Source organism: Eikenella sp. HMSC061C02 (genome assembly GCF_001809035.1).
GTDB classification, from domain to species: Bacteria; Pseudomonadota; Gammaproteobacteria; order Burkholderiales; family Neisseriaceae; genus Eikenella; species Eikenella corrodens.
Genome location: NZ_KV795573.1, coordinates 37,846 through 59,601, shown reverse-complemented (window position 1 = coordinate 59,601; position 21,756 = coordinate 37,846). Strand labels below are relative to the sequence as shown.

At 57.8% G+C, this 21,756-nt stretch carries 23 protein-coding genes and 1 other RNA gene; 18 read left to right on the top strand and 6 right to left on the bottom strand.

Translation table 11 applies throughout. The features are described from left to right. Positions 1-17 precede the first annotated feature (17 nt). The 3 genes from trmD to rpsP are packed head-to-tail and all read right to left on the bottom strand — an operon-like array spanning position 18 to position 1,538. Positions 18-761: a tRNA (guanosine(37)-N1)-methyltransferase TrmD gene (trmD, locus tag HMPREF2541_RS10480; RefSeq protein ID WP_070543499.1), complete on the bottom strand. Its 744-nt coding sequence runs from the start codon at positions 759-761 to the stop codon at positions 18-20. After that, the gene (gene rimM / locus HMPREF2541_RS10475; protein ID WP_070543497.1) at positions 761-1,273 is read right to left on the bottom strand and encodes a ribosome maturation factor RimM; all 513 of its coding nucleotides are present in this window, start codon (positions 1,271-1,273) and stop codon (positions 761-763) included. Before rimM ends, trmD begins: the two co-directional genes overlap by 1 nt. Positions 1,274-1,289: 16 nt before the next feature. After that, positions 1,290-1,538: a 30S ribosomal protein S16 gene (gene rpsP / locus HMPREF2541_RS10470; RefSeq protein WP_023887900.1), complete on the bottom strand. Its 249-nt coding sequence runs from the start codon at positions 1,536-1,538 to the stop codon at positions 1,290-1,292. A 386-nt stretch (positions 1,539-1,924) separates the two neighbouring features. On the opposite strand from rpsP, the gene hslU reads away from it, so the two are divergent. Together hslU and HMPREF2541_RS10460 are read left to right on the top strand one after the other, a co-directional pair. Continuing rightward, positions 1,925-3,262 carry an ATP-dependent protease ATPase subunit HslU gene (hslU, locus tag HMPREF2541_RS10465; RefSeq protein ID WP_246824992.1) on the top strand — a complete coding sequence of 446 codons (1,338 nt, stop codon included), beginning with the start codon at positions 1,925-1,927 and terminating at the stop codon, positions 3,260-3,262. A gap of 246 nt (positions 3,263-3,508) precedes the next feature. After that, positions 3,509-4,090, top strand: coding sequence for an opacity family porin (locus HMPREF2541_RS10460; protein ID WP_003824899.1), 582 nt, complete (start codon positions 3,509-3,511; stop codon positions 4,088-4,090). A 120-nt stretch (positions 4,091-4,210) separates the two neighbouring features. Here the strand turns inward: HMPREF2541_RS10460 and HMPREF2541_RS10455 are convergent, their stop codons facing one another. Further along, on the bottom strand, positions 4,211-4,711 hold the full coding sequence (locus HMPREF2541_RS10455) for a hypothetical protein (protein ID WP_035581293.1): 501 nt from the start codon (positions 4,709-4,711) through the stop codon (positions 4,211-4,213). Between the two features lie 77 nt (positions 4,712-4,788). Further along, positions 4,789-6,576, bottom strand: a complete 1,788-nt coding sequence (locus tag HMPREF2541_RS10450; protein ID WP_070543495.1) for a M48 family metalloprotease — start codon at positions 6,574-6,576, stop codon at positions 4,789-4,791. A 326-nt stretch (positions 6,577-6,902) separates the two neighbouring features. Here HMPREF2541_RS10450 and HMPREF2541_RS10445 point away from each other — a divergent pair, with 326 nt between their 5' ends. From HMPREF2541_RS10445 to metK, 16 genes are all read left to right on the top strand, one after another. Beyond that, positions 6,903-7,334 (top strand): HIT family protein, encoded by a 432-nt coding sequence (locus HMPREF2541_RS10445; protein ID WP_003824902.1) that lies wholly within the window; start codon positions 6,903-6,905, stop codon positions 7,332-7,334. Between the two features lie 93 nt (positions 7,335-7,427). Further along, on the top strand, positions 7,428-7,904 hold the full coding sequence (locus HMPREF2541_RS10440; RefSeq protein ID WP_003824903.1) for a hypothetical protein: 477 nt from the start codon (positions 7,428-7,430) through the stop codon (positions 7,902-7,904). Between the two features lie 67 nt (positions 7,905-7,971). After that, positions 7,972-9,156 carry an LD-carboxypeptidase gene (locus HMPREF2541_RS10435; protein WP_035581297.1) on the top strand — a complete coding sequence of 395 codons (1,185 nt, stop codon included), beginning with the start codon at positions 7,972-7,974 and terminating at the stop codon, positions 9,154-9,156. Positions 9,157-9,232: 76 nt separating this feature from the next. Beyond that, entirely contained in the window at positions 9,233-9,715 is a 483-nt protein-coding gene (locus HMPREF2541_RS10430) for an SMI1/KNR4 family protein (protein WP_003824905.1), read from the top strand. A 23-nt stretch (positions 9,716-9,738) separates the two neighbouring features. Continuing rightward, complete coding sequence (recR, locus tag HMPREF2541_RS10425; RefSeq protein WP_035581300.1) at positions 9,739-10,365, top strand: recombination mediator RecR; 627 nt, start codon at positions 9,739-9,741, stop codon at positions 10,363-10,365. A gap of 164 nt (positions 10,366-10,529) precedes the next feature. Next, a complete protein-coding gene (locus tag HMPREF2541_RS10420; RefSeq protein ID WP_049258144.1) occupies positions 10,530-11,093 on the top strand; it encodes a TIGR01440 family protein in 564 nt (187 codons plus the stop codon). A gap of 146 nt (positions 11,094-11,239) precedes the next feature. Continuing rightward, complete coding sequence (locus tag HMPREF2541_RS10415) at positions 11,240-13,264, top strand: prolyl oligopeptidase family serine peptidase (RefSeq protein ID WP_035581302.1); 2,025 nt, start codon at positions 11,240-11,242, stop codon at positions 13,262-13,264. A 277-nt stretch (positions 13,265-13,541) separates the two neighbouring features. Next, positions 13,542-13,778, top strand: a complete 237-nt coding sequence (gene acpP, locus HMPREF2541_RS10410; protein ID WP_003824915.1) for an acyl carrier protein — start codon at positions 13,542-13,544, stop codon at positions 13,776-13,778. A 117-nt stretch (positions 13,779-13,895) separates the two neighbouring features. Further along, the gene (fabF, locus tag HMPREF2541_RS10405; protein ID WP_003824919.1) at positions 13,896-15,143 is read left to right on the top strand and encodes a beta-ketoacyl-ACP synthase II; all 1,248 of its coding nucleotides are present in this window, start codon (positions 13,896-13,898) and stop codon (positions 15,141-15,143) included. A 235-nt stretch (positions 15,144-15,378) separates the two neighbouring features. Continuing rightward, on the top strand, positions 15,379-16,359 hold the full coding sequence (locus tag HMPREF2541_RS10400) for an NAD(P)H-dependent glycerol-3-phosphate dehydrogenase (RefSeq protein ID WP_003824923.1): 981 nt from the start codon (positions 15,379-15,381) through the stop codon (positions 16,357-16,359). Positions 16,360-16,518: 159 nt separating this feature from the next. Beyond that, the gene (locus tag HMPREF2541_RS10395; RefSeq protein WP_003824925.1) at positions 16,519-16,854 is read left to right on the top strand and encodes a hypothetical protein; all 336 of its coding nucleotides are present in this window, start codon (positions 16,519-16,521) and stop codon (positions 16,852-16,854) included. Further along, positions 16,851-17,147 (top strand): cell division protein ZapA, encoded by a 297-nt coding sequence (locus HMPREF2541_RS10390; protein ID WP_003824927.1) that lies wholly within the window; start codon positions 16,851-16,853, stop codon positions 17,145-17,147. The genes HMPREF2541_RS10395 and HMPREF2541_RS10390 overlap by 4 nt, the downstream gene beginning before the upstream one ends. Positions 17,148-17,164: 17 nt before the next feature. Further along, a non-coding RNA gene (gene ssrS / locus HMPREF2541_RS10385) (6S RNA) lies at positions 17,165-17,343 on the top strand. 168 nt (positions 17,344-17,511) lie between these two features. Continuing rightward, entirely contained in the window at positions 17,512-19,371 is a 1,860-nt protein-coding gene (gene hscA / locus HMPREF2541_RS10380) for a Fe-S protein assembly chaperone HscA (RefSeq protein ID WP_003824930.1), read from the top strand. A 287-nt stretch (positions 19,372-19,658) separates the two neighbouring features. Next, positions 19,659-19,781, top strand: coding sequence for a hypothetical protein (locus HMPREF2541_RS12550; protein WP_256374335.1), 123 nt, complete (start codon positions 19,659-19,661; stop codon positions 19,779-19,781). A 49-nt stretch (positions 19,782-19,830) separates the two neighbouring features. Then, positions 19,831-21,000 carry a methionine adenosyltransferase gene (gene metK, locus HMPREF2541_RS10375; RefSeq protein WP_064103559.1) on the top strand — a complete coding sequence of 390 codons (1,170 nt, stop codon included), beginning with the start codon at positions 19,831-19,833 and terminating at the stop codon, positions 20,998-21,000. 118 nt (positions 21,001-21,118) lie between these two features. Here the strand turns inward: metK and HMPREF2541_RS10370 are convergent, their stop codons facing one another. After that, positions 21,119-21,709, bottom strand: a complete 591-nt coding sequence (locus HMPREF2541_RS10370) for an NAD(P)H-dependent oxidoreductase (RefSeq protein WP_003824939.1) — start codon at positions 21,707-21,709, stop codon at positions 21,119-21,121. Positions 21,710-21,756: the final 47 nt, after the last annotated feature.

Genomic DNA, 21,756 nt, shown 5'->3' with positions numbered 1-21,756 from the left:
TGCTATAGTCCTTAAGTTTATGATGGGATATCTCGTTCCTCCTGCCGGATTTTTTGCAGGAGCCTAGATTCCTCTGGGGTTAATGCGCGACCGGCCAAAAGGTCTGGTCGGCGCTGCAGGGTGCGGCGTAACGCTTGTTCTAAGCGCCATTCCACAATCAGGGCATGGTTGCCGCTGCGCAATACAGCGGGCACAGTCATGCCCTGAAATTCTATCGGGCGGGTGTAGTGCGGGCAGTCTAAAAGGCCGTTGGCAAACGAATCCTGTCCGGCCGAATCGGCATCGCCCAGCACGCCTGGAATCAGCCTCAACACTGCATCCATCAGCATCATGGCCGGCAATTCGCCGCCGGATACCACAAAATCGCCAATGCTGATTTCTTCATCGATGGCACTGCTCAGCAGACGCTCGTCGATGCCTTCGTAGCGACCACACACCAAAATCAAGCCATCTAGTTTAGCCAGTTCGGCTGCTTTTTGATGTGTGAACGGGCTGCCTTGCGGGCTGAGGTAAATCACTTTACCGTTATGCTGCGCTTTGGCGGCATCGATTGCCGATTGTAGCGGTTCAGCCATCATAATCATGCCGGGGCCGCCGCCAAAAGGTCTGTCATCGATGTAGCCCAATTTGTTGTCGGCAAACTGGCGCGGGTTGATGCTGTTGAAATGCCATAAGCCGCGTTGCAGGGCGCGGCTGGTTACGCCGTAGTCGGTGATGCTACGGAACATCTCGCCAAACAGGGTAACGGCTTGGATATACATCAGTAATCCAAGCCCCAATCGGCAATGATGCTGCCTTGTTCCAAATCCACATTGTCGATGTAGTGATCGACAAACGGAATTAGTTTGCGGCCATGCTCACCATCTACCACCAAAATATCGTGCGCACCGGTTTCCATCAGGCTGCTTACTGTGCCGATGAGCTCGTTTTGCCGGTTGTATACCGTCAAGCCGACCAAGTCGGCCCAGTAGTATTCGCCTTCTTGGGCGGGCTCAAAATCACTGCGTTTGATTTCGATGGTGTAGCCGCGCAACAGCTGTGCAGCATCACGGTCGCTTATTTCGGCGAATTTTACTTGCAATTCATCGCCGGCCACCTGGCCGTTGTCCAGCGTGTAGCTGCGGGAAACACCGTCTTTACTCAGCTGCCATACAGGGTAGTCCAGCAGGCTGTCGGCATATTCGGTATCGGCGGCCACTTTTACCCAGCCTTTGATGCCGAAAGCGCCTTTCACATAGCCCATGGCTACCCAGTTGTCTTGGCTGCGGCTCATGGCGGGTATTCCAGAATTAAGCGGCTTTCTGCTGCTCTTTTACCAAGCGGGCAACGGCATCGCTTACTTGCGCGCCTTGGCTCACCCAGTAGTTCAGGCGTTCGGTGTTCAGGCGTACGCGTTCTTGTTTTTCGTTGGCTACGGGGTTGTAGAAGCCAACGCGCTCGATGAAGCGGCCGTCACGACGGTTGCGTGAATCGGCTACCACGATGTTGAAAAACGGAGAATGCTTGGAGCCGCCGCGCGAAAAACGGATAACTACCATATTATTATTCCTTCTTCCTTCGGGAAATTTGATCAATAAGAAAACAGCGGATTTTAGGGTAATTTGCCATACGGGCGCAAGCATTTGTTGAAAAAATACCGTTTTACCGTGGTATTGGGTGGACGGTATGCCGCAAGCGGCTCGCTTTGGGTGCGGGGTTGCGCCGTATTTTCAGGTAGCCTTTTTCTTGGTAGATGCTACGCCAACAGGCTACCTGAAACCAAACTCTCGGGCAAACTAGTCAGCTGCCCTTGATTTTCGCAGCAGCGGTGCCATTTGCCTGCTGTTCGTGATGGCGGATTAGATTGCCTTTCGATTCCAAGCCGCCGTGGCTAAAGTTAAATTCATCCGCCCTATATTTGATCAAGCTATTTGGGAGCCGTTTTATGAGCACTTCCGTGATGACCCCGCAAGAAATCGTCCATGAGCTGGACAAGCACATCATCGGCCAGCAGCAGGCCAAAAAGGCCGTGGCCGTGGCCTTACGTAACCGCTACCGCAGAAGCCAGGTGGCCGAGCCGCTGCAAAGCGAAATCGTGCCGAAAAATATCCTGATGATCGGCCCCACCGGCGTGGGTAAAACCGAAATTGCCCGCCGTTTGGCGCGGCTGGCCAATGCGCCGTTTATCAAAATCGAGGCCACCAAGTTTACTGAAGTGGGCTATGTGGGGCGTGATGTGGACAGCATCGTGCGCGATTTAATGGAAATCGCCCTGAAGAATTTGCGCGAACAGGCTGTGCGTAAAAACCGCGACCGCGCCCAAGATGCTGCCGAAAATCGCGTGCTCGACGCGCTCTTGCCGCATCCGCCGCAAACCGGCTTCGAAGGCGAACCGGCCGAACCGCAGCCCGAAAGCCACACTCGCAAAAAATTCCGCGAAATGCTGCGCCGGGGCGAATTGGATGATAAAGAAATCAACATCGAACTGAGCCAGGCCTCCCCCGCGTCCATGCAAGTGATGGGCCCGCCCGGCATGGAAGAATTCAGCAGCCAGCTGCAAGACATGTTTGCCAATCTCAGCAAAGGCCGCACCAAACCGCACAAAATCAAAGTAGCGGCCGCCATGAAGCTCTTGCTGGACGAAGAAGCCGCCAAACTGATTAACGAAGAAGAACTGCGCGAGCAGGCTGTGCACGCTGTGGAGCAACACGGCATCGTGTTCCTCGACGAAATCGACAAAATCGCGGCCGACAGCAACCGGCACGGCGGCGACGTGTCGCGCCAAGGCGTACAGCGCGACCTTTTGCCGTTGGTGGAAGGCACCACCGTGCAAACCAAATACGGCATGATTAAAACCGACCACATCCTCTTCATCGCTTCCGGCGCCTTTCATCTAAGCAAACCCAGCGACTTGATTCCCGAGCTGCAAGGCCGCTTCCCGATTCGCGTGGAATTGAGCAGCCTCACCGTGGAAGACTTCCAAGCCATCCTCACCAGCACCGACGCCAGCCTCACCAAGCAATACCAAGCCCTGCTGGCCACCGACGGCGTAGAGCTCGATTTCGCTCCCGACGGCATCACCCGCCTGGCCGAAATCGCCTTCCAAGTGAACGAGAAAACCGAAAACATCGGCGCCCGCCGCCTGCACACTGTGCTGGAAAAACTGCTGGAAGACGTATCTTTCCACGCCCCGCAAGGCATCACGCAAATTACCGCCGCCTATGTAGACGAGCGGCTGGCCGAAGTAGCCGAACAGGAAGATTTGGCGCGGTACGTGCTGTAAGCTGTTTGGATAAGAGCAGGCTACCTGAAAATTTAGCTTCGTAGAAACCTTGCTGCATTGCGTTTCAGGTAGCCTTTTTATGGGCGAGCTTGGTCAAGGTTGTGGTAAAAGCTCAGACAATCTGCCATTAGAATGTTTTAAAGATTGTTAATATCGCTGCAACACCATACAATCCGGCTGCCGGCAGCTTTCCTAAAAGTATGCCGGTTATTCAAATAATCTTTATTCCTATGAGGAAAACGCAACATGAAAAAAATTCTGGCTACATTGATTGCCCTTGCCGTTCCTGCCGCCGCTTTGGCTGACGACAACCAAGGTTTCTATGTTCAAGGCGACCTGGGCCATGCTTCGGTAAAAGGCAAGGTTTATGGCGAAAGCGCCACGGCCAAAGGCTTCAGCCCGCGCCTTTCTGCCGGTTATGATTTCGGCAACTTCCGCGTGGCTGCCGACTATACGCACTACAAATCCCGCAGCGAAAGCGGCCGAATCAGCAGCTCGACCACTTATGATGCCGAAGCCAAATTCCAAAGTTTCGGTGTTTCCGCCATTTATGATTTCGACCTGAATGCTCCGGTGAAACCTTATGTGGGCGGTCGCGTAGCGCTTAACCGCGTATCGTTCGACACCACTGAAAACGGCACTGGCTACACCGAGCACTATCACCACCGCGAAACTAAAACCGGCGTCGGCATCGTGGCCGGCGTGGGCTACGACATCACCCAGAATATCGCTCTGGATGCAGGCTACCGCTACAACTACTGGGGCAAATTCGACGGCGTGAAAGTGGACTCCCACGAAGTTTCCGCCGGTGTGCGCGTGAAATTCTAATTGCCCGAACCGGCAGCCCGGCTGTGTGCCGGGTTGAACAAAACAAAGGCTACCTGAAAGTTTAGCTTCGCAGAAACCTTGCTGCGTTGCGTTTCAGGTAGCCTTTTTTTGCCTGTGGTTTTATTGCGCTTGGCTGGCGCCGGCGGCTTTGGCTTCCCAGTAGGCGGCCAGGCGTTGGTCTTCGGGGGTGAATCCGGAGGCCATGCGGTAGTATTGGGAGAGTCGGATGGCGGCGGCGGTGTCGCCGTTTTCGGCTTTGGGTTGCAGGCGGGCGATTTGCTGCGGGCTGAGGGCGAAGATGCTGCCGGTGGAGAGCGGGGCTTCGGGGTCGTAGTGCATTTCGTCCAGCACGGCCTGCAGGTGCGGCGGCAGGGGCACGCCGCGCTGTTGGAGTTCGTATGCCCAGGAGGCGGCATCGAGATAGCGGTATTGGGCGAGGAATTTTTCGGCGGTGGCGCGGATTTCTTCGTTGGTTCGCGGCTCGGTAATTTGCGGCTCGCTGGTTTGTGGTTCGCTGGTTTGCAGAGGCTGCGGGCTGGAGGCGGCGGTGGGCATGGCGGGGTCTTTCTGGCAGGCGGTAAGGAGGAAAAGGCAGGAGAGGAGAGCGGGCAGGCGTTTCATGGCTTTCCTTTTGGGATGTGTTTTCGTTTGGCTGAAGGCTACCTGAAAAACGGCAGCAGAGAGGTTTCAGGTAGCCTTTAGCTTTTGCTGCCAGCCAGGCCGAAGTGCCAGGCGCCGACATCGAGGCGCACGCAGAGGTAGCGCCAGAGCAGGGGGCGGCGAACGGGGAGGGTAGCGGCAAGGGGGCGCAGCAGGGCGATTTTGGCGGGCTCGGTGAGCAGCAGCGCGCCTTTCACGGCGGTTTGCAGTTGTTTGGGCGAGAGCTCGGCAGCGCGGGTTAGGGCTTCGGCAGCTGGGTGTTGTGTGAGGCGGCCGGGCGGCGGGGTAGGGGCGAGATAGGCTTTGAGCAGCAGCCAGAGGTAGGTTTGCTCGAGGTTGGTGCCGTGTTGGCGGAAGCGGTTGCGGATTTGGTCGAGCAGGGCTTGCAGGACATGGTCTTCTTGCATCACGAGGGCGGGCAGGAGGTGTTCGAGCAGCTCGGTGCTGGGCAGCAGGGGATGCTGCTGTAAGCGGGCAAGCTGCTGCCAAACGAAGGGGCTGATGCCGCCGTTGTGTTCGGCCTGGTGCCAGCAGCTGGCGGGCAGGGCGGGCACTTGAAACAGGCAGAGCAGGGCGGCAGAGGCATATTCGCCATCGTAGGCGGCGGCCTGCCAGTCGGCTTGCAGGGGCAGATACGGGGCGGACGGGCGGTGGCGGTGGATGCGCGCCTGCATCAGGGCCTGCCGATGGCGGTAGAGGTGTTCGGCTTCTTCTGCTTCGGCGCTCATCGGTTGCGGGGCGGCGAAGCTGAGATGAACGGGGGAAGGCAGGGCGAAGCTGTCGTCGTCGGCCAGTTCTCCGGCCAGTCGGCGTGCGGCGGCGGCATCGAGCCTGCGGATGCGTTCGATGAGCGGCGGGTGGGTGGCGGCGAGGCCGCCGGGGCGGATGCGGCCGAACATCAGGTGGGCGTATTCGTGGGCTTCGGGGGAGGCGAGGCGGCAGGAGGCGGTGCGGGCGCTTTTGCGCAGGGCTTCGATCAGCGGGGCAGTTTGGCGGGTAAGCTGCACGGCAGAAGCGTCGGCCATAAATTCGCGCTCGCGGCACACGGCGGCCTGCAGCCAGAGGGCAAACACGCTGCCTACCGAGCCAAGCGCAATCAGGAGGACGCCAAGGGCTTGCAGCGGCAGGGACTGCATCACGATTTCCACGCCGTTGTCGAAAGGATGGTTGTCTACATTTTTGCGGCGGCGGTATTCCAGATAATGTTCATTGTCACGGCCGTAGAGGAAATAGCGCCCGCTGCTGGCGATGCCCTGCAGGCCGTGCAGCCAGGCGGCCAGGTAGCAGTTTAGGCGCATGTCGCCGTTGCGGATGTGGCTGAATTCGTGGGCGACGATGGCTTGCAGTTCGTCGCGCGTGAGCAGGTTGATGGCGCCTTGGGTAACGCCGATTACGGCGCTGCGCGGGCTCATGCCGGCGGCAAAGGCGTTGATGCTGCCGTCGCGGCGCAGCAGGTACACCGGCGGGGTGGGTAGGCCGGCGGAAAGCGCAGTTTCCGCTACCACGTTGAGCAGCCGCCGTTCGGCAAAGGTGGCATCGGTCAGTTGCAAGGCCTCGCCGCCCAGCCGCTTGGCTATCGCTTCGCCGCCACGCCGCAGCTCGCGCAGGCGGTGCAGGCTCAGACCGATGGTGAGCGCACACACAAACAGGGCGGGCGGCAGGTAGTACCACCACAGGCTGTGCTGTACTTTGGCGCCGAACAAAAACGGCAGGCTGCCGAGCCCGGCGGAAGTGATGGCGACTGTGCCGATCAGTGCCAGCACATAGAACACCACCAGCCGCACGGTGCGGTGGCGCGATTGCTGCTGGCGGTAGAAGAAGCGCATGGGGAAATCCTTGGGAGGGGGAATATGGCTAAAATCATGATTTCTTCCCACAAGGCGAGCCAACGCAGTAGGAAGGAATCTATAGCTTGAATATAGCCAATCCGGCGGGCGAGGTAAAGGCTACCTGAAAGAGGATTGGCATTGGTTTTAACTTCGTTGAAGCGGCGCTTTAGCTTCGCAGAAACTTAGCCTTGGCTTCGCCAAGATTTCGTTTTAACTTCGTTGAAGCTGCGCTTTCAGGTAGCCTTTCTGTCGCTCCACTTGGCAAACCCGCCGCCGTGCTATACCCTTGTCCCGATTCGTTAAACCACCTTGAAGGAACCGAAATGCCCGCCTCCTGCCCGCTGTGCCGTGCCGAAAATGAAACCGTGCTGTGGCAAAACAGCCGCCTGCGTGTGATTGCCGTAAACGACACGCCCGCCGCACCCGCGTTTTGCCGCGTGATTTGGCGCGACCATGTGGCCGAGATGACGGATTTGCCTGCAGCAGAGCGGCAGGAAATGATGGCGGCGGTGTGGCGCACCGAAGCGGCGATGCGTCGGGTATTGCACCCGGTTAAAATCAATCTGGCCAGCTTCGGCAACCAAGTGCCGCACCTGCATTGGCATGTGATTGCCCGCTTTGAAAACGATGCGTTTTTCCCCGATTCGATTTGGGCTGCGCCACGCCGCGAAGCCGTGCCCGAGCTGCCGGAAGGCTGGCAGCGGCAGGTGGCCGAGCTGTTGGCTAAGGAGGAAGAAACAGACGGGCTGGTATAATGCCTGCCTGCCCAATGTAAAGGCTACCTGAAACCGCTATCGCAGGTTTGCTTTAACGGCAGTATCTGTTGTGAATGATGGAATGGAAAAGTTATGCTGAAACAGCCGTATTTATTGACGATTTCGCCCGGCTCGCTCATTTTGTTTGATAACGGCCAAGACAATTTCCTCAACGAATTCCATCAAGAATTTGCAGATTATGCGATTGAGGGCGAATATGAAAACTTGTGGTATCTGCTCGGCACGGACGCATTCTTTGCCGTGCGCGAGAACCAACTTGTTTTGCAGGATTGGAACGGCAAAACCTACTTCACCTTGCCGTTATCCGAGCCTTTAAAATTGGCCGATCATTGTGGCATTATGCTGATCGACACGCCCGAGCCGGTGGCTGCGGCAACGCTCCAAGCCGCATTCGGCAATGTGGCAGACAATAATGAAGCCCTGTCGCAAGCCCTGTTTGACTTTGAAGCACAAAACGGCTGGAGCAGATACGACTGCCAGGCTTTGTGCATCTGCCTGTTCAGCGAAAAAGAACAAGAGCGGATGAAACAAGAATTTGATTTGGCATAAACGCTTTCAGGTAGCCCCAAGGTTGCCTGCTCCCAACACCACCTCAACCGAATTAAGGAAACCCGTCATGCTGTTCCCCCATCTTTCCCGCCGCCGTTTTCTCAGCGCCTCCGCCACTCTGGCCGGGGCAGGCGTGTTGCAGGCGTGCAGTACGCCGGCGATGCCCGTATCGCCGTCCAACCAAAACAGAACCGGCAGCGGCAATACACCGGCACGCCCCGCCCGCAGCGGTAGCGGCACCACCTTGCGCGTGGTAGCTCCTTCCGGCTTCGCGCCCCGAGCCGAACAGGCGCAGGCCGGGCTGTTGCGCCTGTATAACGCCGGCTTCACCATCACCAACCAGCAGGCCGTGGAGCGCCGCAGCCAGCGGTTTGCCGGCACAGATGCCGAACGCATCGCCGATTTCCAAGATGTGGCTTCCGGCAAAGTACCCACCCCGCAAGTGCTGATGGGCATGCGCGGCGGCTACGGCGCAGTACGCCTGCTGCCCCATATCGACTGGCCATCGCTTGGCGCACGTATGCGCGAACACGGCACCCAGCTTTTCGGCTTCAGCGACGTGTGCGCCATCCAGCTCGCCCTGCTCGCCCAAGGCAATATGTGCAGCTTTGCCGGCCCCATGCTTTATAGCGGTTTCGGCAAAGCCCAGCCCTCGGTATACACCATGCAAGCCTTTATCGACGGCAGCACCCGCGCCGATTTGAGCATTCAAGTATCGGAAGTACAGGCCGCCAACGTGCCCACCCTGCACGGCACCATGTGGGGCGGCAACCTCAGCGTGATTGCCTCCCTGGCCGGCTCGGCCTACCTGCCGCAGCCCGAAGGCGGCATCCTCTTCCTCGAAGACGTGGGCGAACAGCCCTACCGCCTCGAACGTATGCTGCAAACCCTGCATCTGGCCGGCATCCTCAAACGGCAACAGGCCATCGTGCTCGGCAACTTCCGCATGGGCAGCGCGCGCGACGTGTACGACGGCGGCTACGACCTCTCCAGCGTGATCCGCACCCTGCGCCGCATCAGCGGCATCCCCGTGCTCACCGGCTTTCCCTTCGGCCACATCAGCGACCTCGCCACCTTCCCGTTGGGCGTGCAAACCACCATCCGCGGCAACAGCACCGGCGGCTACAGTGCCTCCTTCAGCGGACATCCCACGCTCAACCCCGCCGCCCTCACGCTCAACAACCTGCTGCCGCCCCCACCCTCGTCCGACAGCCCGGCCGCAGCGGAAGACAGCAGCGAAGCCAGCGAATAGCCGCAGGATTTCAGGTAGCCTGACCAAAGAAAGGCTACCTGAAAACATACCGATTGATTCAGGAGGCGGCACAAAAATGCTGGAATTTCACGATTGCGAAAAAAATATTTCCGAACAAGAAATTCGGGAAGTGGAAAACAAATTAGGGGTCTTCTTCCCCGCAGACTTTAAGGCGCACTATCTGAAGTGGAACGGCGGCACACCCAACAAACCTATATTTGAAAACCCAAACATCGATTACGACTATATCGAAATCAGAGATTTCATTGCCGTCAAATACGTCCGCGATTTTGGTGACGACCCCGACTTTACCTTGGAAGGCAGGGCGGTAAACGAATGGGGAAAAATGGAAGTGCCGCCCGACTTAATCCCCTACGCCTTTGATTGGGGTGGCAACTACATTTGCCTGCACAAAAACAGCGGCAGGATTTACTACTATGTGCGTGACGTGTGGAGCGACAACATCAGCACGGAAGCCAACTTCGTGAAAAACACCATCCTAATCGCCGATTCGTTCACAGAATTCCTGTCTTACCTGCATACCGACCCGGAAGAGTGAGCAGGCTACCTGAAACCCAAACTATGACCCGCAAAAAAACCGATGCCTTCACCCGCCTCACCCAAGCCCTCGAAGTTTTGCCCAACGTCGGCCCCAAATCCGCCCGCCGCATGGCCTACGAGCTGCTGCGCCACAAGCGCGAAGGCGCTGCCGAGCTGGCCGCCGCCCTGCAGCATGCCCTCACCGCCGTGCAGCATTGCCGCCTGTGCAACACCTTCTGCGAAGGCGAGCTTTGCGCCATCTGCGCCGACCCCGCGCGCGACGGCCGCCGCCTGATGATTGTGCACCTGCCCGCCGACGTGGCCGGCATGGAAGCCGCCCATTGCCACGACGGCCTCTATTTCGTGCTCATGGGGCAAATCAGCCCCGCGCAGGGCATGGATTTGCAGCATATCGCGCTCGACAAACTGGTTGCCCGCCTGCAAGAGAGCGAAGTGGAAGAAGTGATCATCGCCACCGCCTTCACTCCCGAAGGCAACGCCACCGCCTATGTGCTGGCCGAGCTGTTCAAAAACCTGCCCTACCGAGTGAGCCGCCTGGCTCAGGGCATGCCGCTGGGCAGCGAGCTGGAATACATCGACGCCGGCACGCTGGCGCAATCCGTGTATGAACGGCGGCTGGTGAAAGAGCTGGGCGGGGAGGAAGAATAGCCAGTGGGCAGGAAAGGAAAAGAGGCTACCTGAAATTTCAGGTAGCCTTTTGCCAACCGCCGAGCCGTATCTTAGCCTCCATCAAAACCGCCGCCGCACGAAGCTGTTAGAATCTCTCTGACCGCTGAATTTAGAGTGCGGCAACACAACGAAGGAGGCATCTCATGGATCTAACCCAATTAGCCGAACAAACCCGCGCCCTTGCGCTTGATATACTGCACCAATCCGCCATCGGCGAAGGGCAGATTTTCGTGCTCGGCCTTTCTACCAGCGAAGTGATCGGCGGCCGCATCGGCAAGAATTCCAATCAGGAAGTGGGCGAAGTGATCGTGAAAACCCTGCTCGACATCCTGAACGAACGCAAAATCTACCTCGCCGTGCAAGGCTGCGAGCACATCAACCGCGCCTTGGCCGTGGAGCGTGAGTTGGCCGAAAAATACGGGCTGGAAATCGTGAACGTATTGCCCGGCCTGCACGCAGGCGGCAGTGCGCAGCTGGCTGCCTTCAAATATATGCGCGACCCGGTGGAAGTGGAATTCATCACCGCCCACGCCGGGCTCGACATCGGCGACACCTCCATCGGTATGCACATCAAACACGTGCAAATCCCCCTGCGCCCGCAACAGCGCGAACTGGGCGCCGCCCACGTCTGCGCCCTGGCCAGCCGCCCGCGTCTGATCGGCGGCGAACGCGCCGGACACTACAAAGACAGCATCCGCCGCGTGTAACACCAAGCGGCAGGACAAAGGCTACCTGAAAGCGCGAACCGCTAATGTAGTTCAAATCACGGTACACTTTTCAGGTAGCCTTTCTCTTTCCTTCTCGCCAATACTGCTACAATGCCCGCCTTCCGAAACCACCCGCCAAAGGCTACCTGAAAATGTCTGCCGACCGTTATGCCGTGTTTGAAAATCTCAATGCTCCCGAAACCGCTGCTTTTGCCGCTGCCGAACATGCGCAAACGCAAGCCTGGCTGGAGAGCCGGCCGGATTACGAGCCGCTGCGCCGCGATATTTTGGAGGTGTTGCAAGACGAGCAGCAGATTCCGTTTTGCCAGGAGCACCGCGCGCGGATGTATCACTTTTATCAGAGCGAGGAGTTTTCAAAGGGCGTGTACCGCGTGTGCAGCGCGGCTTCGTACCGTGCCGGTCTGCCGGAATGGGAGGTGTTGTTTTCGGTGGCGGATTTCGATGAGGTGCTGGGCGAGGATGTGTATTTAGACGGCGTGTCGCACTATGTGGAGCAGCCGAATCGGGTGTTGCTCTCGCTCAGCCCGGGCGGCGGCGATGCGGCGTTTACGCTGGAATTCGATTTGGAAACGCGCCAAGTGGTGCCCAACGGGTTTCACTTTCCGGCGGGCAAAAACCATATTGCCTGGCGTGATGAAGACAGCGTGTGGGTGTGCCCGGCTTGGGACGAGCGCCAGCTCACGGCTTCGGGCTATCCGCGCGAGGCGTGGCTGTTGCGGCGCGGGCAGAGCTTCGAGGAGGCGCAGCCGCTGCTGCAAACGGCGGCGGAGTCGGTGTGGGTGCACGCTTGGCGTTATCTGGATGCGCAGGGTGCGCCGCTGGATTTGCTGGAAGAAAGCACGGGCTTTTTCAGCCGCCGATATTTTCAGGTAGCCTCCGACGGGGTGCTGCTGCCTTTGGGGCTGCCTGAAACTTGCGAAATTTGCGGTTATTTGGGCGGCTGGCTGCTGGTGTTGCTCAAGCACGACTGGCTGCGGGCCAATCAAAGCTATGCGGCGGGCAGCCTGGTGGCGGTGAAGCTGAACAAGGGCGTGCTGGGGCAGGCGCAATGCCTGTTTGCGCCGCAGGCGGGGCAGTCGGTGGAGGGCGTGGAAACCACGCGCCATTTTGTGGCGGCTACCTTGCTGGATAATGTTTCAGGTAGCCTCAAGGCTTGGCGTTTGCAGCAGGGGCAGTGGCAGCCGGCCGAAGTGCCCGAACTGCCGCTGGAGGGAGCGGGAGTGCTGGAGTTTGCCGACCAGCCTTGGGGCGGCGATGTGCTGTATATCGCGGCCAGCAGCTTCCTTTCGCCGCTCACGCTCTATACGCTGGATCTGCATCGGCAGGAGTGGTGTGTGATGCGTCGCCAGCCTGCGCAGTTTGATCCGGAGGGGTTGAGCGTGCGGCAGTTGCACGCGGTGTCGGCCGATGGCGAGCGCATTCCGTATTATCACGTGGGCGGTGGTGAGCCGGACGCGCCCGCGCTGGTGTATGCCTACGGCGGCTTCGGTGTGCCGGAACTGCCGCATTATTTGGGCATCATCGGCCGGCATTGGCTTGCGCAGGGTGGTGCGTTTGTGTTGGCCAATATACGGGGCGGCGGCGAATTCGGCCCGGCTTGGCACGCTGCCGCCCAAGGCGCGGCACGCAAACATAAGAGCGTGGAAGATTTGGTGGCCGTGGCGCAGGATTTGGCCGCGCGCGGTTTGTCTGCACCCGAACGCATCGTGTTGCAGGGCGGCAGCAACGGCGGATTAGTATGCGCCGCTGCTTATTGTGCCGCGCCGCAGAGTATTGGCGGCATGGTGTGCGAAGTGCCGCTCACCGATATGTTGCGCTATCCGCACCTCTTAGCCGGCGCTTCGTGGCAGGAAGAATACGGCAATCCCGATGCCGAGCCGGATAGAGGCTACCTGAAAAAACTTTCGCCCTACCATAATCTGTACGATGGCCAAACCTACCCGCCCGCCCTCATCACCACCAATCTGAGCGACGACCGTGTGCATCCCGCCCATGCGCTCAAATTCCACGCCCGCCTGCGTGAAATCGGCGTGAATAGCCGCCTCTACGCTCCCGAAGCCGGCGGGCATGCGGGCAATGCCTCGCAGGAAGAAGTGGCCGCCGAGCTGGCTGCTGTGTTGGTGTTTTTGCGGCAAACAGTATGCAAATAGCGGAATAGTGGCAGCGGATATCGGGCTGGCTAATGCTGCAGCAGTTGCTGAAATTTCACTATAAAGGCAGATGCCTGCTATTGCCTGTTTATATCGGCTTTTTGGCGTAGTTTGCAAAGGCCGTGCGCTATGCTAATATGCGTACCGTTATTTTCAGGTAGCCTCAAAATCTTTGCAGGGCATGGATAGCAAAACGCATATAAATCCGTTACAATGCCATTTTTAGAGAACTACCTTTAAAATTTTTCCCCGTTTATTTAAGGACAAGGACCCCGCAATGGAAAATATCGAACAACGTGTGAAGAAAATCGTTGCCGAACAATTGGGTAAGAGCGAAAGCGAAGTGAAAAACGAATCTTCTTTCAGCGAAGATTTGGGCGCTGACTCTCTGGACGTGGTTGAGCTGGTAATGGCTTTGGAAGAAGCTTTCGGCTGCGACATCCCCGATGAAGAAGCTGAAAAAATCACTACCGTTCAACAAGCCATTGACTTCGTTACTTCCCGCTCCAACTAATCGGCAGCAGGTTTAACAGCAGAATATCAGCCTCTGCCCCGGCGCATTTCCCGCCAAGGGCAGGGGTTTTTGTTATTGCGGCTGCTTTCGGGCAGGCCGAAGGATAGATAAACAATCATGAGTCAGAGAAGAGTGGTGGTAACCGGGCTGGGGCAGATTTCCCCGGTGGGCAACAACGTGGCCGATGCCTGGCAAAACCTGTTGGCCGGCGTGAGCGGCATTGGCCGGATTACCCGTTTTGACGCGGGCGAACTGAGCGCCCAAATTGCCGGCGAAGTGAAAGATTTTCAAATCGGCGATTACATCGGCGCCAAAGAAGCGCGCCGCATGGATGCCTTTATCCACTACGGCATCGCCGCTGCCTTGCAGGCGGTGGCCGACGCCGGGCTGGATGACTACGCCGCCTTGGATAAAACCCGCGTGGGCGTGAATATCGGTTCCGGCATCGGCGGCTTGCCTTCGATTGAGGAAACCGGCATCGTGGTGCACGAAAACGGCCCGCGCCGCATCAACCCCTTCTTTATTCCTGGCTCGTTGATCAATCTGATTGCCGGCCACGTTACCATCCTTAAAGGCTATCAAGGCCCCAGCTACGGCATAGTGTCTGCCTGTACCACTGGTGCGCACTGCATCGGCGATGCCGCCCGCATGATTCAATACGGCGATGCCGACGTGATGGTGGCCGGCGGTGCCGAAGGCGCGGTGTGTATGCTTGGTGTGGGCGGTTTTGCCGCCATGAAAGCGTTGTCTACCCGCAATGACGACCCCGCGACTGCTTCCCGCCCGTGGGATAAAGACCGCGATGGCTTCGTGATGGGCGAAGGTGCCGGCGTGCTGGTGCTGGAAGAATACGAACACGCCAAAAAACGCGGCGCGAAAATCTACGCCGAACTGGCCGGTTTCGGCATGAGCTCCGATGCGCACCACATTACCGCGCCGAATGCCGAAGGCCCAGCCTTGGCCGTGGCCCGCGCCCTGAAAGATGCCGGTCTCAATCCGAGCGACATTGATTATGTGAACGCGCACGGCACGTCTACCCCGCTGGGCGATGCCAACGAAACCACTGCGCTGAAACTTGCCTTCGGCGAGCACGCCAAAAAACTGGTGGTTAATTCCACCAAATCCATGACCGGCCACCTGCTCGGCGGTGCCGGCGGTGTGGAAGCCGTGTATTCCGTGTTGGCGCTGTACCATCAAAAATCACCGCCCACCATCAATATCTTCGAGCAAGACATTGAAGGCGGCTGTGATTTGGATTACTGCGCCAACGAAGCCCGCGACCTGCCCATCCGTGCAGCCATTTCCAACTCATTCGGTTTCGGCGGCACCAACGGCACGCTTGCGTTCAAACGCTTTAACGGCTGATTAAGCACCGGTATTTAGAGTATAAAAGGCTACCTGAAAACGCAACGAAGCGGAGTTTCTGCAAAGCTAAAACCCGTTTGCCGTTTTTCAGGTAGCCTTTATAGCAAATTAACATGCTGCCTATACCGGACAGCGAGCGATGGGCAGTGCAGATAGCACGGCAAGGTAAGGCCAACACAGTGGCGAAAGTTAAGTTAATTTGCTCTATCACCAGCAATCAACACAGGAGTACACCATGCAAATCTGCATCATCGGAGCCGGTGCTTGGGGCACGGCATTGGCCATCCACTTTGCCCAAAACGGCCAGCAAGTTTGCCTGTGGACACGCGAAACCGAACATGCTGCCGCCATGCGTGCCGAGCGCATCAACTCAGGCTACCTGAAAGATTTTCCCTTCCCTGAAACGCTCAGCATTGCCGACACACCGCCGCCCAAGCCCGAGCTCGTCATCATCGCCACTCCCACCGCCGGCTTGCGCGGCAGCCTGCAAACCATGCGGCAATGGGGCTGGGGCGATATTCCCGTGCTCACTGCCTGCAAAGGTTTCGAGCAAGGCAGCGGCCTGCTGCCGCACCAAGTGGTGCGTGAAGAGCTGCCGGACAACCCGCGCATCGGTATTTTGTCCGGGCCCAGTTTTGCCCAAGAATTGGCGCAACAGCTGCCCTGCGCCGTTACCCTCGCTTCCGACAACACTGCTTGGATTGAATCACTCGCCGCCGCGCTCAGCTCCGCCGTGCTGCGCCTGTATGCCAACGACGATATGGTGGGTGTGGGAGTGGGTGGTGCAGTGAAAAATGTGATGGCCATCGCGGTGGGCATCGCCGACGGCCTGCAATACGGCCTTAACGCCCGTGCTGCCCTGATGACGCGCGGCTTGGCCGAAATCAACCGCCTGGCGCTGGCTTTGGGTGCAAAGCAAACCACCCTGATGGGTTTGGCCGGCATGGGCGACCTGATCCTCACCTGCACCGGCTCGCTTTCGCGTAACCGACAAGTTGGCCTCAAACTGGCCGAGGGCAAACCACTGCCTGTGATTTTGTCCGAACTCGGCCATGTGGCCGAAGGCGTGTACACCATCCGAGAAGCTGGAGCGCAGGCAGCCAAACTCGGCATTGAAATGCCCATCACGCGCATCCTGAACGAGCTTTTAGACGGCAGTATTGATGTGAATGATGTGGCCGAGCGGCTGATGCTGCGCGAAATCCGCAGCGAATAATTACCACCGAACCTATCTTGCCATCGTAATGCGAGCGGATTTTACAGAAGGTATTTAATTATAAATTTTCCCAGTGCTTGTTCCGTATGGCGCAAGTTTCAGTATAATGCGGCCAGGTTGCTGCTTCTGGCAGCCAGAGATTTAGCAAGAGATAGATTCATGAATAATCAACTTGAACATTTGCAAAACTCCATCGAAACACTGGGGAGCCGTTATCAGGCTGCTGTGCGTGAAAAGCAGGCGCTGAGCAAAAAAATTAGCGAGATGGATGCGGCCTGGCAGAAACAGCGCCATGATCATCGTGCTACTATGGATGGATTGCAACTGGCCTATAGTGAAAGAATGTCACGCATGGAGCGCGAGCTCACCAGCCAGATTGAGGCCCTACAGCAAGAAAACGCCGCTTACCGCAAGCTATTGGAGCAAAGTGCCGCGGATATCCGCGCCTTGCTACAACGCTTGCCGGTGCCCGCCGCTAAGGAGCAGGTTGTATGAGTATCGAACAAGTCAATGTGGATATCCTGGGGCGCCAGTTCAACATCGGTACGCCCAACAGCGAGAAAGAAACCTTGCTGCAGGCGGTGCATATGCTGAACCAGAAAATCGGCGTGATCCAATCTTCCGGCCGGATTGTGGAAACCGATAAAATCGTGATTATGGCCGCACTGAACCTCACTCACGACCTGCTTAAAATGAGCGCGAAAGATGGTTTGGCAATTGGCGAAATTGAGCGTAGAATAAGCGCCATGATCGAAAGTTGCGATAAAGCACTTGATTTGGAAAAGTAAACCGATTATTCTTCTTTATAACCCTGCGGTGTTTGTGAAGGCACACTATTCCTTTGAACCAATAATTTCGCTTCAGGCTGCAGATTGAGTGGTGGGCGTGCGCGTTCCTCGTGGACGTACCCGAAACTGCCGGAAGTGGCCAACCTTGATTCAAGGTTCAAGCGAATCGAGCCAAAGCGGCATTCGCGGGGTTACCCATACTAAAAGCCGGTATCGTGGATGCCGGCTTTTGCGTCGGCTGCAAGATTTTCAGGTAGCCTCCATTCCGGTTGAGGCTACCTGAAAAGTTTAATTCCGACCGAAGCACTCAGCCAATATGTTAAAATAACCGCTTATTCCCATACTTAAACACACACCAACCACCATGGCACTCCTACAAATCGCCGAGCCCGGCCTCTCTGCCGCCCCGCACAAACACCGCCTAGCTGTCGGTATCGACTTGGGCACTACCAACAGCTTGGTAGCCACCGTGAAAAGCGGCCATGCTGCCTGCTTGCCCGATGAAGAAGGCCGTTTCCTACTGCCTTCGGTGGTGCGCTATGGTGCTGATGGGCAAATCATCACCGGCCGGGCTGCCCTGCAAAGCCAAACTGCCGACCCGGCCAACACCGTCAGCTCCGCCAAACGCCTGATCGGCCGCAAATTGGAAGACATCGATACCAGCCATCTGCCTTACCGTTTCGGCCAATCCGACCAACTAATCGACCTGCAGACCCGCCAAGGTGCGAAAACGCCGATCGACGTATCTGCCGACATCCTGCGCTCGCTCAAAGCCCGCGCCGAACAGAGTCTTGGGGGCGAATTAGTGGGTGCGGTTATCACCGTGCCGGCCTATTTTGATGATGCCCAACGCCAAGCCACCAAAGATGCCGCCCGCCTGGCCGGGCTGAACGTGCTGCGCCTGCTCAACGAGCCCACCGCCGCCGCCATCGCCTACGGGCTGGATAATGCTGCCGAAGGCACCTTTGTGGTGTACGACCTCGGTGGTGGCACCTTCGACGTATCCATTTTGCAGCTTTCCAAAGGACTGTTCGAAGTGAAGGCCACCGGCGGCAATTCTGCGCTTGGCGGCGACGATTTCGACCACCGCATGCTGTGTCATCTGATTGAAGTGAATCGTCTTTCTATCACCAACGCCCAAGACAGCCGCCTGCTGCTCAGCCTGGTGCGTCGTGCCAAAGAAGAGCTCAGCAGGCTACCTGAAAGCCGTATCCAAGCCGTGCTAAGCGATGGTACATCGATCGATACCATCTTCACCCGTACCCAATTCCATGCTCTCACCCAGCACCTCGTGGCACAAACCCTTGTGCCAGTGAAGCAGGCGTTGAAAGACGCCGGCATCAGCAAAGGCGATATCGGCGGCGTGATTATGGTGGGCGGTGCCACCCGCATGCTGCATGTGCAACAGGCTGTGGCCAACTTCTTCGGCCAAACCCCGCTCACCAATCTAGATCCCGACCAAGTGGTTGCACTCGGCGCCGCCATGCAGGCCGACGTGCTGGCCGGCAACAAGCGCGACAACGACTGGCTGTTGCTCGATGTTACCCCCCTCTCACTCGGCCTCGAAACCTACGGCGGGCTGGCTGAGAAAATCATTCCGCGCAACAGCACCCTGCCTACTGCCCGCGCCCAAGAGTTCACCACCTTCAAAGACGGCCAGACCGCCATGACCATCCACGTGGTGCAAGGCGAACGCGAGTTGGTGGCCGACTGCCGCAGCCTAGCCAAATTCACCCTGCGCGGCATTCCGCCGATGGTGGCCGGTGCCGCCCGTATCCGCGTTACCTTCCAAATCGATGCCGACGGCCTGCTTTCCGTGTCTGCCCGCGAGCAAACCACCGGCGTGCAGGCGCAAATTGAAGTGAAACCCTCCTACGGCCTCGACGACGAAACCATCACCCGTATGTTGTCCGACAGCATCAGCCACGCCGGAGGCGATGCTGCCGCCCGTGCCCGTGCCGAAGCCGTGGTGGAAGCCGAAAGCCTGATTGATGCAGTGGAGGCCGCGTTGGAGCTGGATAGTGACCTGCTCGATGAGAGCAGCCTTGCCGCTATTCGCGCCCAAATCTCCACCCTGCAAAGCCTACTGCCCGAAGCCGAAGCCAACCCCATCCGCAACGCCACCGCCGCCCTTGCCGCCGGCACCGACGATTTTGCCGCCAAACGCATGGACCGCAACATCCAGCGCGCTCTCACTGGCCAGCGGGTGGAAGATATGGCGTGAATAGGGCAGAGTTTGATAAAGGCTACCTGAAAGCGCAGCTTCAACGAAGTTAAAACGAGGTTTCCGAAGGAAGGCCGAGTTTCTGCAAAGCTAAAAATTTCAGGTAGCCTTTTGTGTGTGGAGCTGGCGGGATAGAGCAGTGTGGTCATGCCGCTGTTTGGTTTTATCCGCCCCTGCAAATTTTCAGGTAGCCTGCTTCCTGTCGAGGCTACCTAAAACCCATCCCGCCGCTTGCCGCTGCAGACGGGATTTGTTATCATCTGTGGCGCATTAAGAGTTGGGAATCCATGCCAACCTGCCCGCCGCAAACGGCGCGTAAGGTGGACGGCCGAGAGGCCGATGTGGCTCGTCTGAATCAGGCCGGGCAATATCTCTTCCCGCCTGGTGCGGGATTTTTTATTGCCCGTTGAGCCCTCCTTGCTAGGCTGCAAGGTTTATCTATTATCTGAAAGACATATCATGAGCGAATACCTCTTCACCTCCGAATCTGTTTCCGAAGGCCATCCCGACAAAGTGGCCGATCAAGTATCCGATGCCATTCTCGATGCCGTCCTCGCCCAAGACCCCAAAGCCCGAGTGGCTGCCGAAACGCTGGTGAACACCGGCCTGTGCGTGCTGGCCGGGGAAATCACCACTACCGCACACGTGGACTACATCAAAGTGGCGCGTGAAACCATTGCTAAAATCGGCTACAACTCTTCCGAGCTCGGCTTTGATGCCAACGGCTGCGCGGTGGGCGTGTATTACGACCAGCAATCACCCGACATCGCCCAAGGCGTGAACGAAGGCGAAGGTATCGACCTGAACCAAGGCGCGGGCGACCAAGGCCTGATGTTCGGCTATGCCTGCGACGAAACCCCCACCCTGATGCCCTTTGCCATCTATTACAGCCACCGCCTGATGCAGCGCCAGAGCGAACTGCGCAAAAGCGGCCAGCTGCCTTGGCTGCGCCCCGATGCCAAAGCGCAAATTACCGCCGTGTACGACAGCGAAACCGGCAAGGTAAAACGCATCGATACCGTGGTGCTTTCCACCCAGCACGATCCGTCTATCGGCCATGAAGAACTGAGCAAAGCCGTGATTGAGCACATCATCAAACCCGTGCTGCCGCCCGAAATGCTCACCACCGACACCAAATACCTCATCAACCCCACCGGCCGCTTCGTGATCGGCGGGCCGCAGGGCGACTGCGGGCTCACCGGCCGCAAAATCATTGTCGATACCTACGGCGGCGCAGCCCCGCATGGCGGCGGCGCGTTCTCCGGCAAAGACCCGAGCAAAGTAGACCGTTCCGCTGCCTATGCTTGCCGTTATGTGGCGAAAAACATCGTGGCCGCCGGTTTGGCGACCCAATGCCAGATTCAGGTTTCCTACGCCATCGGCATCGCCGAGCCCACTTCCATCGCCATCGACACCTTCGGCACGGGCAAAATCAGCGAAGACAAACTCATCGCCATCGTGCGCGAACATTTCGATCTGCGTCCGAAAGGCATTGTGCAGATGCTCGACCTACTGCGCCCGATTTACAGCAAATCCGCCGCCTACGGCCACTTCGGTCGCGAAGAGCCCGAGTTTACTTGGGAGCGCACCGATAAGGCCGCGGCTTTAAAGGCGGCAGCAGGTTTGTAATCCCGTTTGCCAAACAGATTAGAGGCTACCTGAAATTTCAGGTAGCCTCTTTATTATGCAATTAAGCAGTTCTAAGGTAGCCTCAAATTGCGTGCGCAACAGGTGCTCCTTGCGGCTGTTATTCCAGCTTCACTCCTTCGCTTTCCATTTTGGCCTGCAAAGCTGCCAGCTTTTTCTGCGGGTCGAGCAGCGGATTGCGGATATAGTCCAGCAGTGCATCGGCAGAAGCACGTATGGCTTCGCTATCGGCCACCACTGCGCCGTGGAAAATAAACGGCGGCAGGAAGACGGTTTGCAGCAAGGAGGCAGTCTGTACCAAGGGCTTCAAAAACTCGCTCATGGAAAAGCGGTTGTAGCCGCCTGCTTGGTAGGAATCTGCCGGGCCACCGGTGGAAATGGCCGACAACCACTCTTTGCCTGCCAGCGCGTTGCCGCCCGGGCCGTATGCCCAGCCGTAGGTTAGCACGTCGTCGAGCCATTGCTTCATCAGCGGTGGGGTGGAGTACCAATAGAACGGGTGTTGGAACACCAAGCGGTCGTGTTCGGCCAAAGCCTGTTGTTCGGCGGCTACGTCGATTTTGCCGTCGGGATAAAGATCGTACAGGTTGCGCAGGGTAATGCCGGGCTGGTTGGCGAGGCGCTCCGCCCAAGTGTGGTTTACGACAGAACGTTCAAGGTGCGGATGGAACAGATTAACCAAAACTTTCATGATAAGACTCCTTGGTAAGAACACGGTTTATCAAATTTTCGGTATTT

What these genes read in the sequence shown, in the direction of transcription:
- trmD (WP_070543499.1), bottom strand. Translation starts at nt 761, where the DNA reads ATGTATATCCAAGCCGTTACCCTGTTTGGCGAGATGTTCCGTAGCATC.
- rimM (WP_070543497.1), bottom strand. Translation starts at nt 1,273, where the DNA reads ATGAGCCGCAGCCAAGACAACTGGGTAGCCATGGGCTATGTGAAAGGC.
- rpsP (WP_023887900.1), bottom strand. Translation starts at nt 1,538, where the DNA reads ATGGTAGTTATCCGTTTTTCGCGCGGCGGCTCCAAGCATTCTCCGTTT.
- hslU (WP_246824992.1), top strand. Translation starts at nt 1,925, where the DNA reads ATGAGCACTTCCGTGATGACCCCGCAAGAAATCGTCCATGAGCTGGAC.
- HMPREF2541_RS10460 (WP_003824899.1), top strand. Translation starts at nt 3,509, where the DNA reads ATGAAAAAAATTCTGGCTACATTGATTGCCCTTGCCGTTCCTGCCGCC.
- HMPREF2541_RS10455 (WP_035581293.1), bottom strand. Translation starts at nt 4,711, where the DNA reads ATGAAACGCCTGCCCGCTCTCCTCTCCTGCCTTTTCCTCCTTACCGCC.
- HMPREF2541_RS10450 (WP_070543495.1), bottom strand. Translation starts at nt 6,576, where the DNA reads ATGCGCTTCTTCTACCGCCAGCAGCAATCGCGCCACCGCACCGTGCGG.
- HMPREF2541_RS10445 (WP_003824902.1), top strand. Translation starts at nt 6,903, where the DNA reads ATGCCCGCCTCCTGCCCGCTGTGCCGTGCCGAAAATGAAACCGTGCTG.
- HMPREF2541_RS10440 (WP_003824903.1), top strand. Translation starts at nt 7,428, where the DNA reads ATGCTGAAACAGCCGTATTTATTGACGATTTCGCCCGGCTCGCTCATT.
- HMPREF2541_RS10435 (WP_035581297.1), top strand. Translation starts at nt 7,972, where the DNA reads ATGCTGTTCCCCCATCTTTCCCGCCGCCGTTTTCTCAGCGCCTCCGCC.
- HMPREF2541_RS10430 (WP_003824905.1), top strand. Translation starts at nt 9,233, where the DNA reads ATGCTGGAATTTCACGATTGCGAAAAAAATATTTCCGAACAAGAAATT.
- recR (WP_035581300.1), top strand. Translation starts at nt 9,739, where the DNA reads ATGACCCGCAAAAAAACCGATGCCTTCACCCGCCTCACCCAAGCCCTC.
- HMPREF2541_RS10420 (WP_049258144.1), top strand. Translation starts at nt 10,530, where the DNA reads ATGGATCTAACCCAATTAGCCGAACAAACCCGCGCCCTTGCGCTTGAT.
- acpP (WP_003824915.1), top strand. Translation starts at nt 13,542, where the DNA reads ATGGAAAATATCGAACAACGTGTGAAGAAAATCGTTGCCGAACAATTG.
- fabF (WP_003824919.1), top strand. Translation starts at nt 13,896, where the DNA reads ATGAGTCAGAGAAGAGTGGTGGTAACCGGGCTGGGGCAGATTTCCCCG.
- HMPREF2541_RS10400 (WP_003824923.1), top strand. Translation starts at nt 15,379, where the DNA reads ATGCAAATCTGCATCATCGGAGCCGGTGCTTGGGGCACGGCATTGGCC.
- HMPREF2541_RS10395 (WP_003824925.1), top strand. Translation starts at nt 16,519, where the DNA reads ATGAATAATCAACTTGAACATTTGCAAAACTCCATCGAAACACTGGGG.
- HMPREF2541_RS10390 (WP_003824927.1), top strand. Translation starts at nt 16,851, where the DNA reads ATGAGTATCGAACAAGTCAATGTGGATATCCTGGGGCGCCAGTTCAAC.
- hscA (WP_003824930.1), top strand. Translation starts at nt 17,512, where the DNA reads ATGGCACTCCTACAAATCGCCGAGCCCGGCCTCTCTGCCGCCCCGCAC.
- HMPREF2541_RS12550 (WP_256374335.1), top strand. Translation starts at nt 19,659, where the DNA reads ATGCCAACCTGCCCGCCGCAAACGGCGCGTAAGGTGGACGGCCGAGAG.
- metK (WP_064103559.1), top strand. Translation starts at nt 19,831, where the DNA reads ATGAGCGAATACCTCTTCACCTCCGAATCTGTTTCCGAAGGCCATCCC.
- HMPREF2541_RS10370 (WP_003824939.1), bottom strand. Translation starts at nt 21,709, where the DNA reads ATGAAAGTTTTGGTTAATCTGTTCCATCCGCACCTTGAACGTTCTGTC.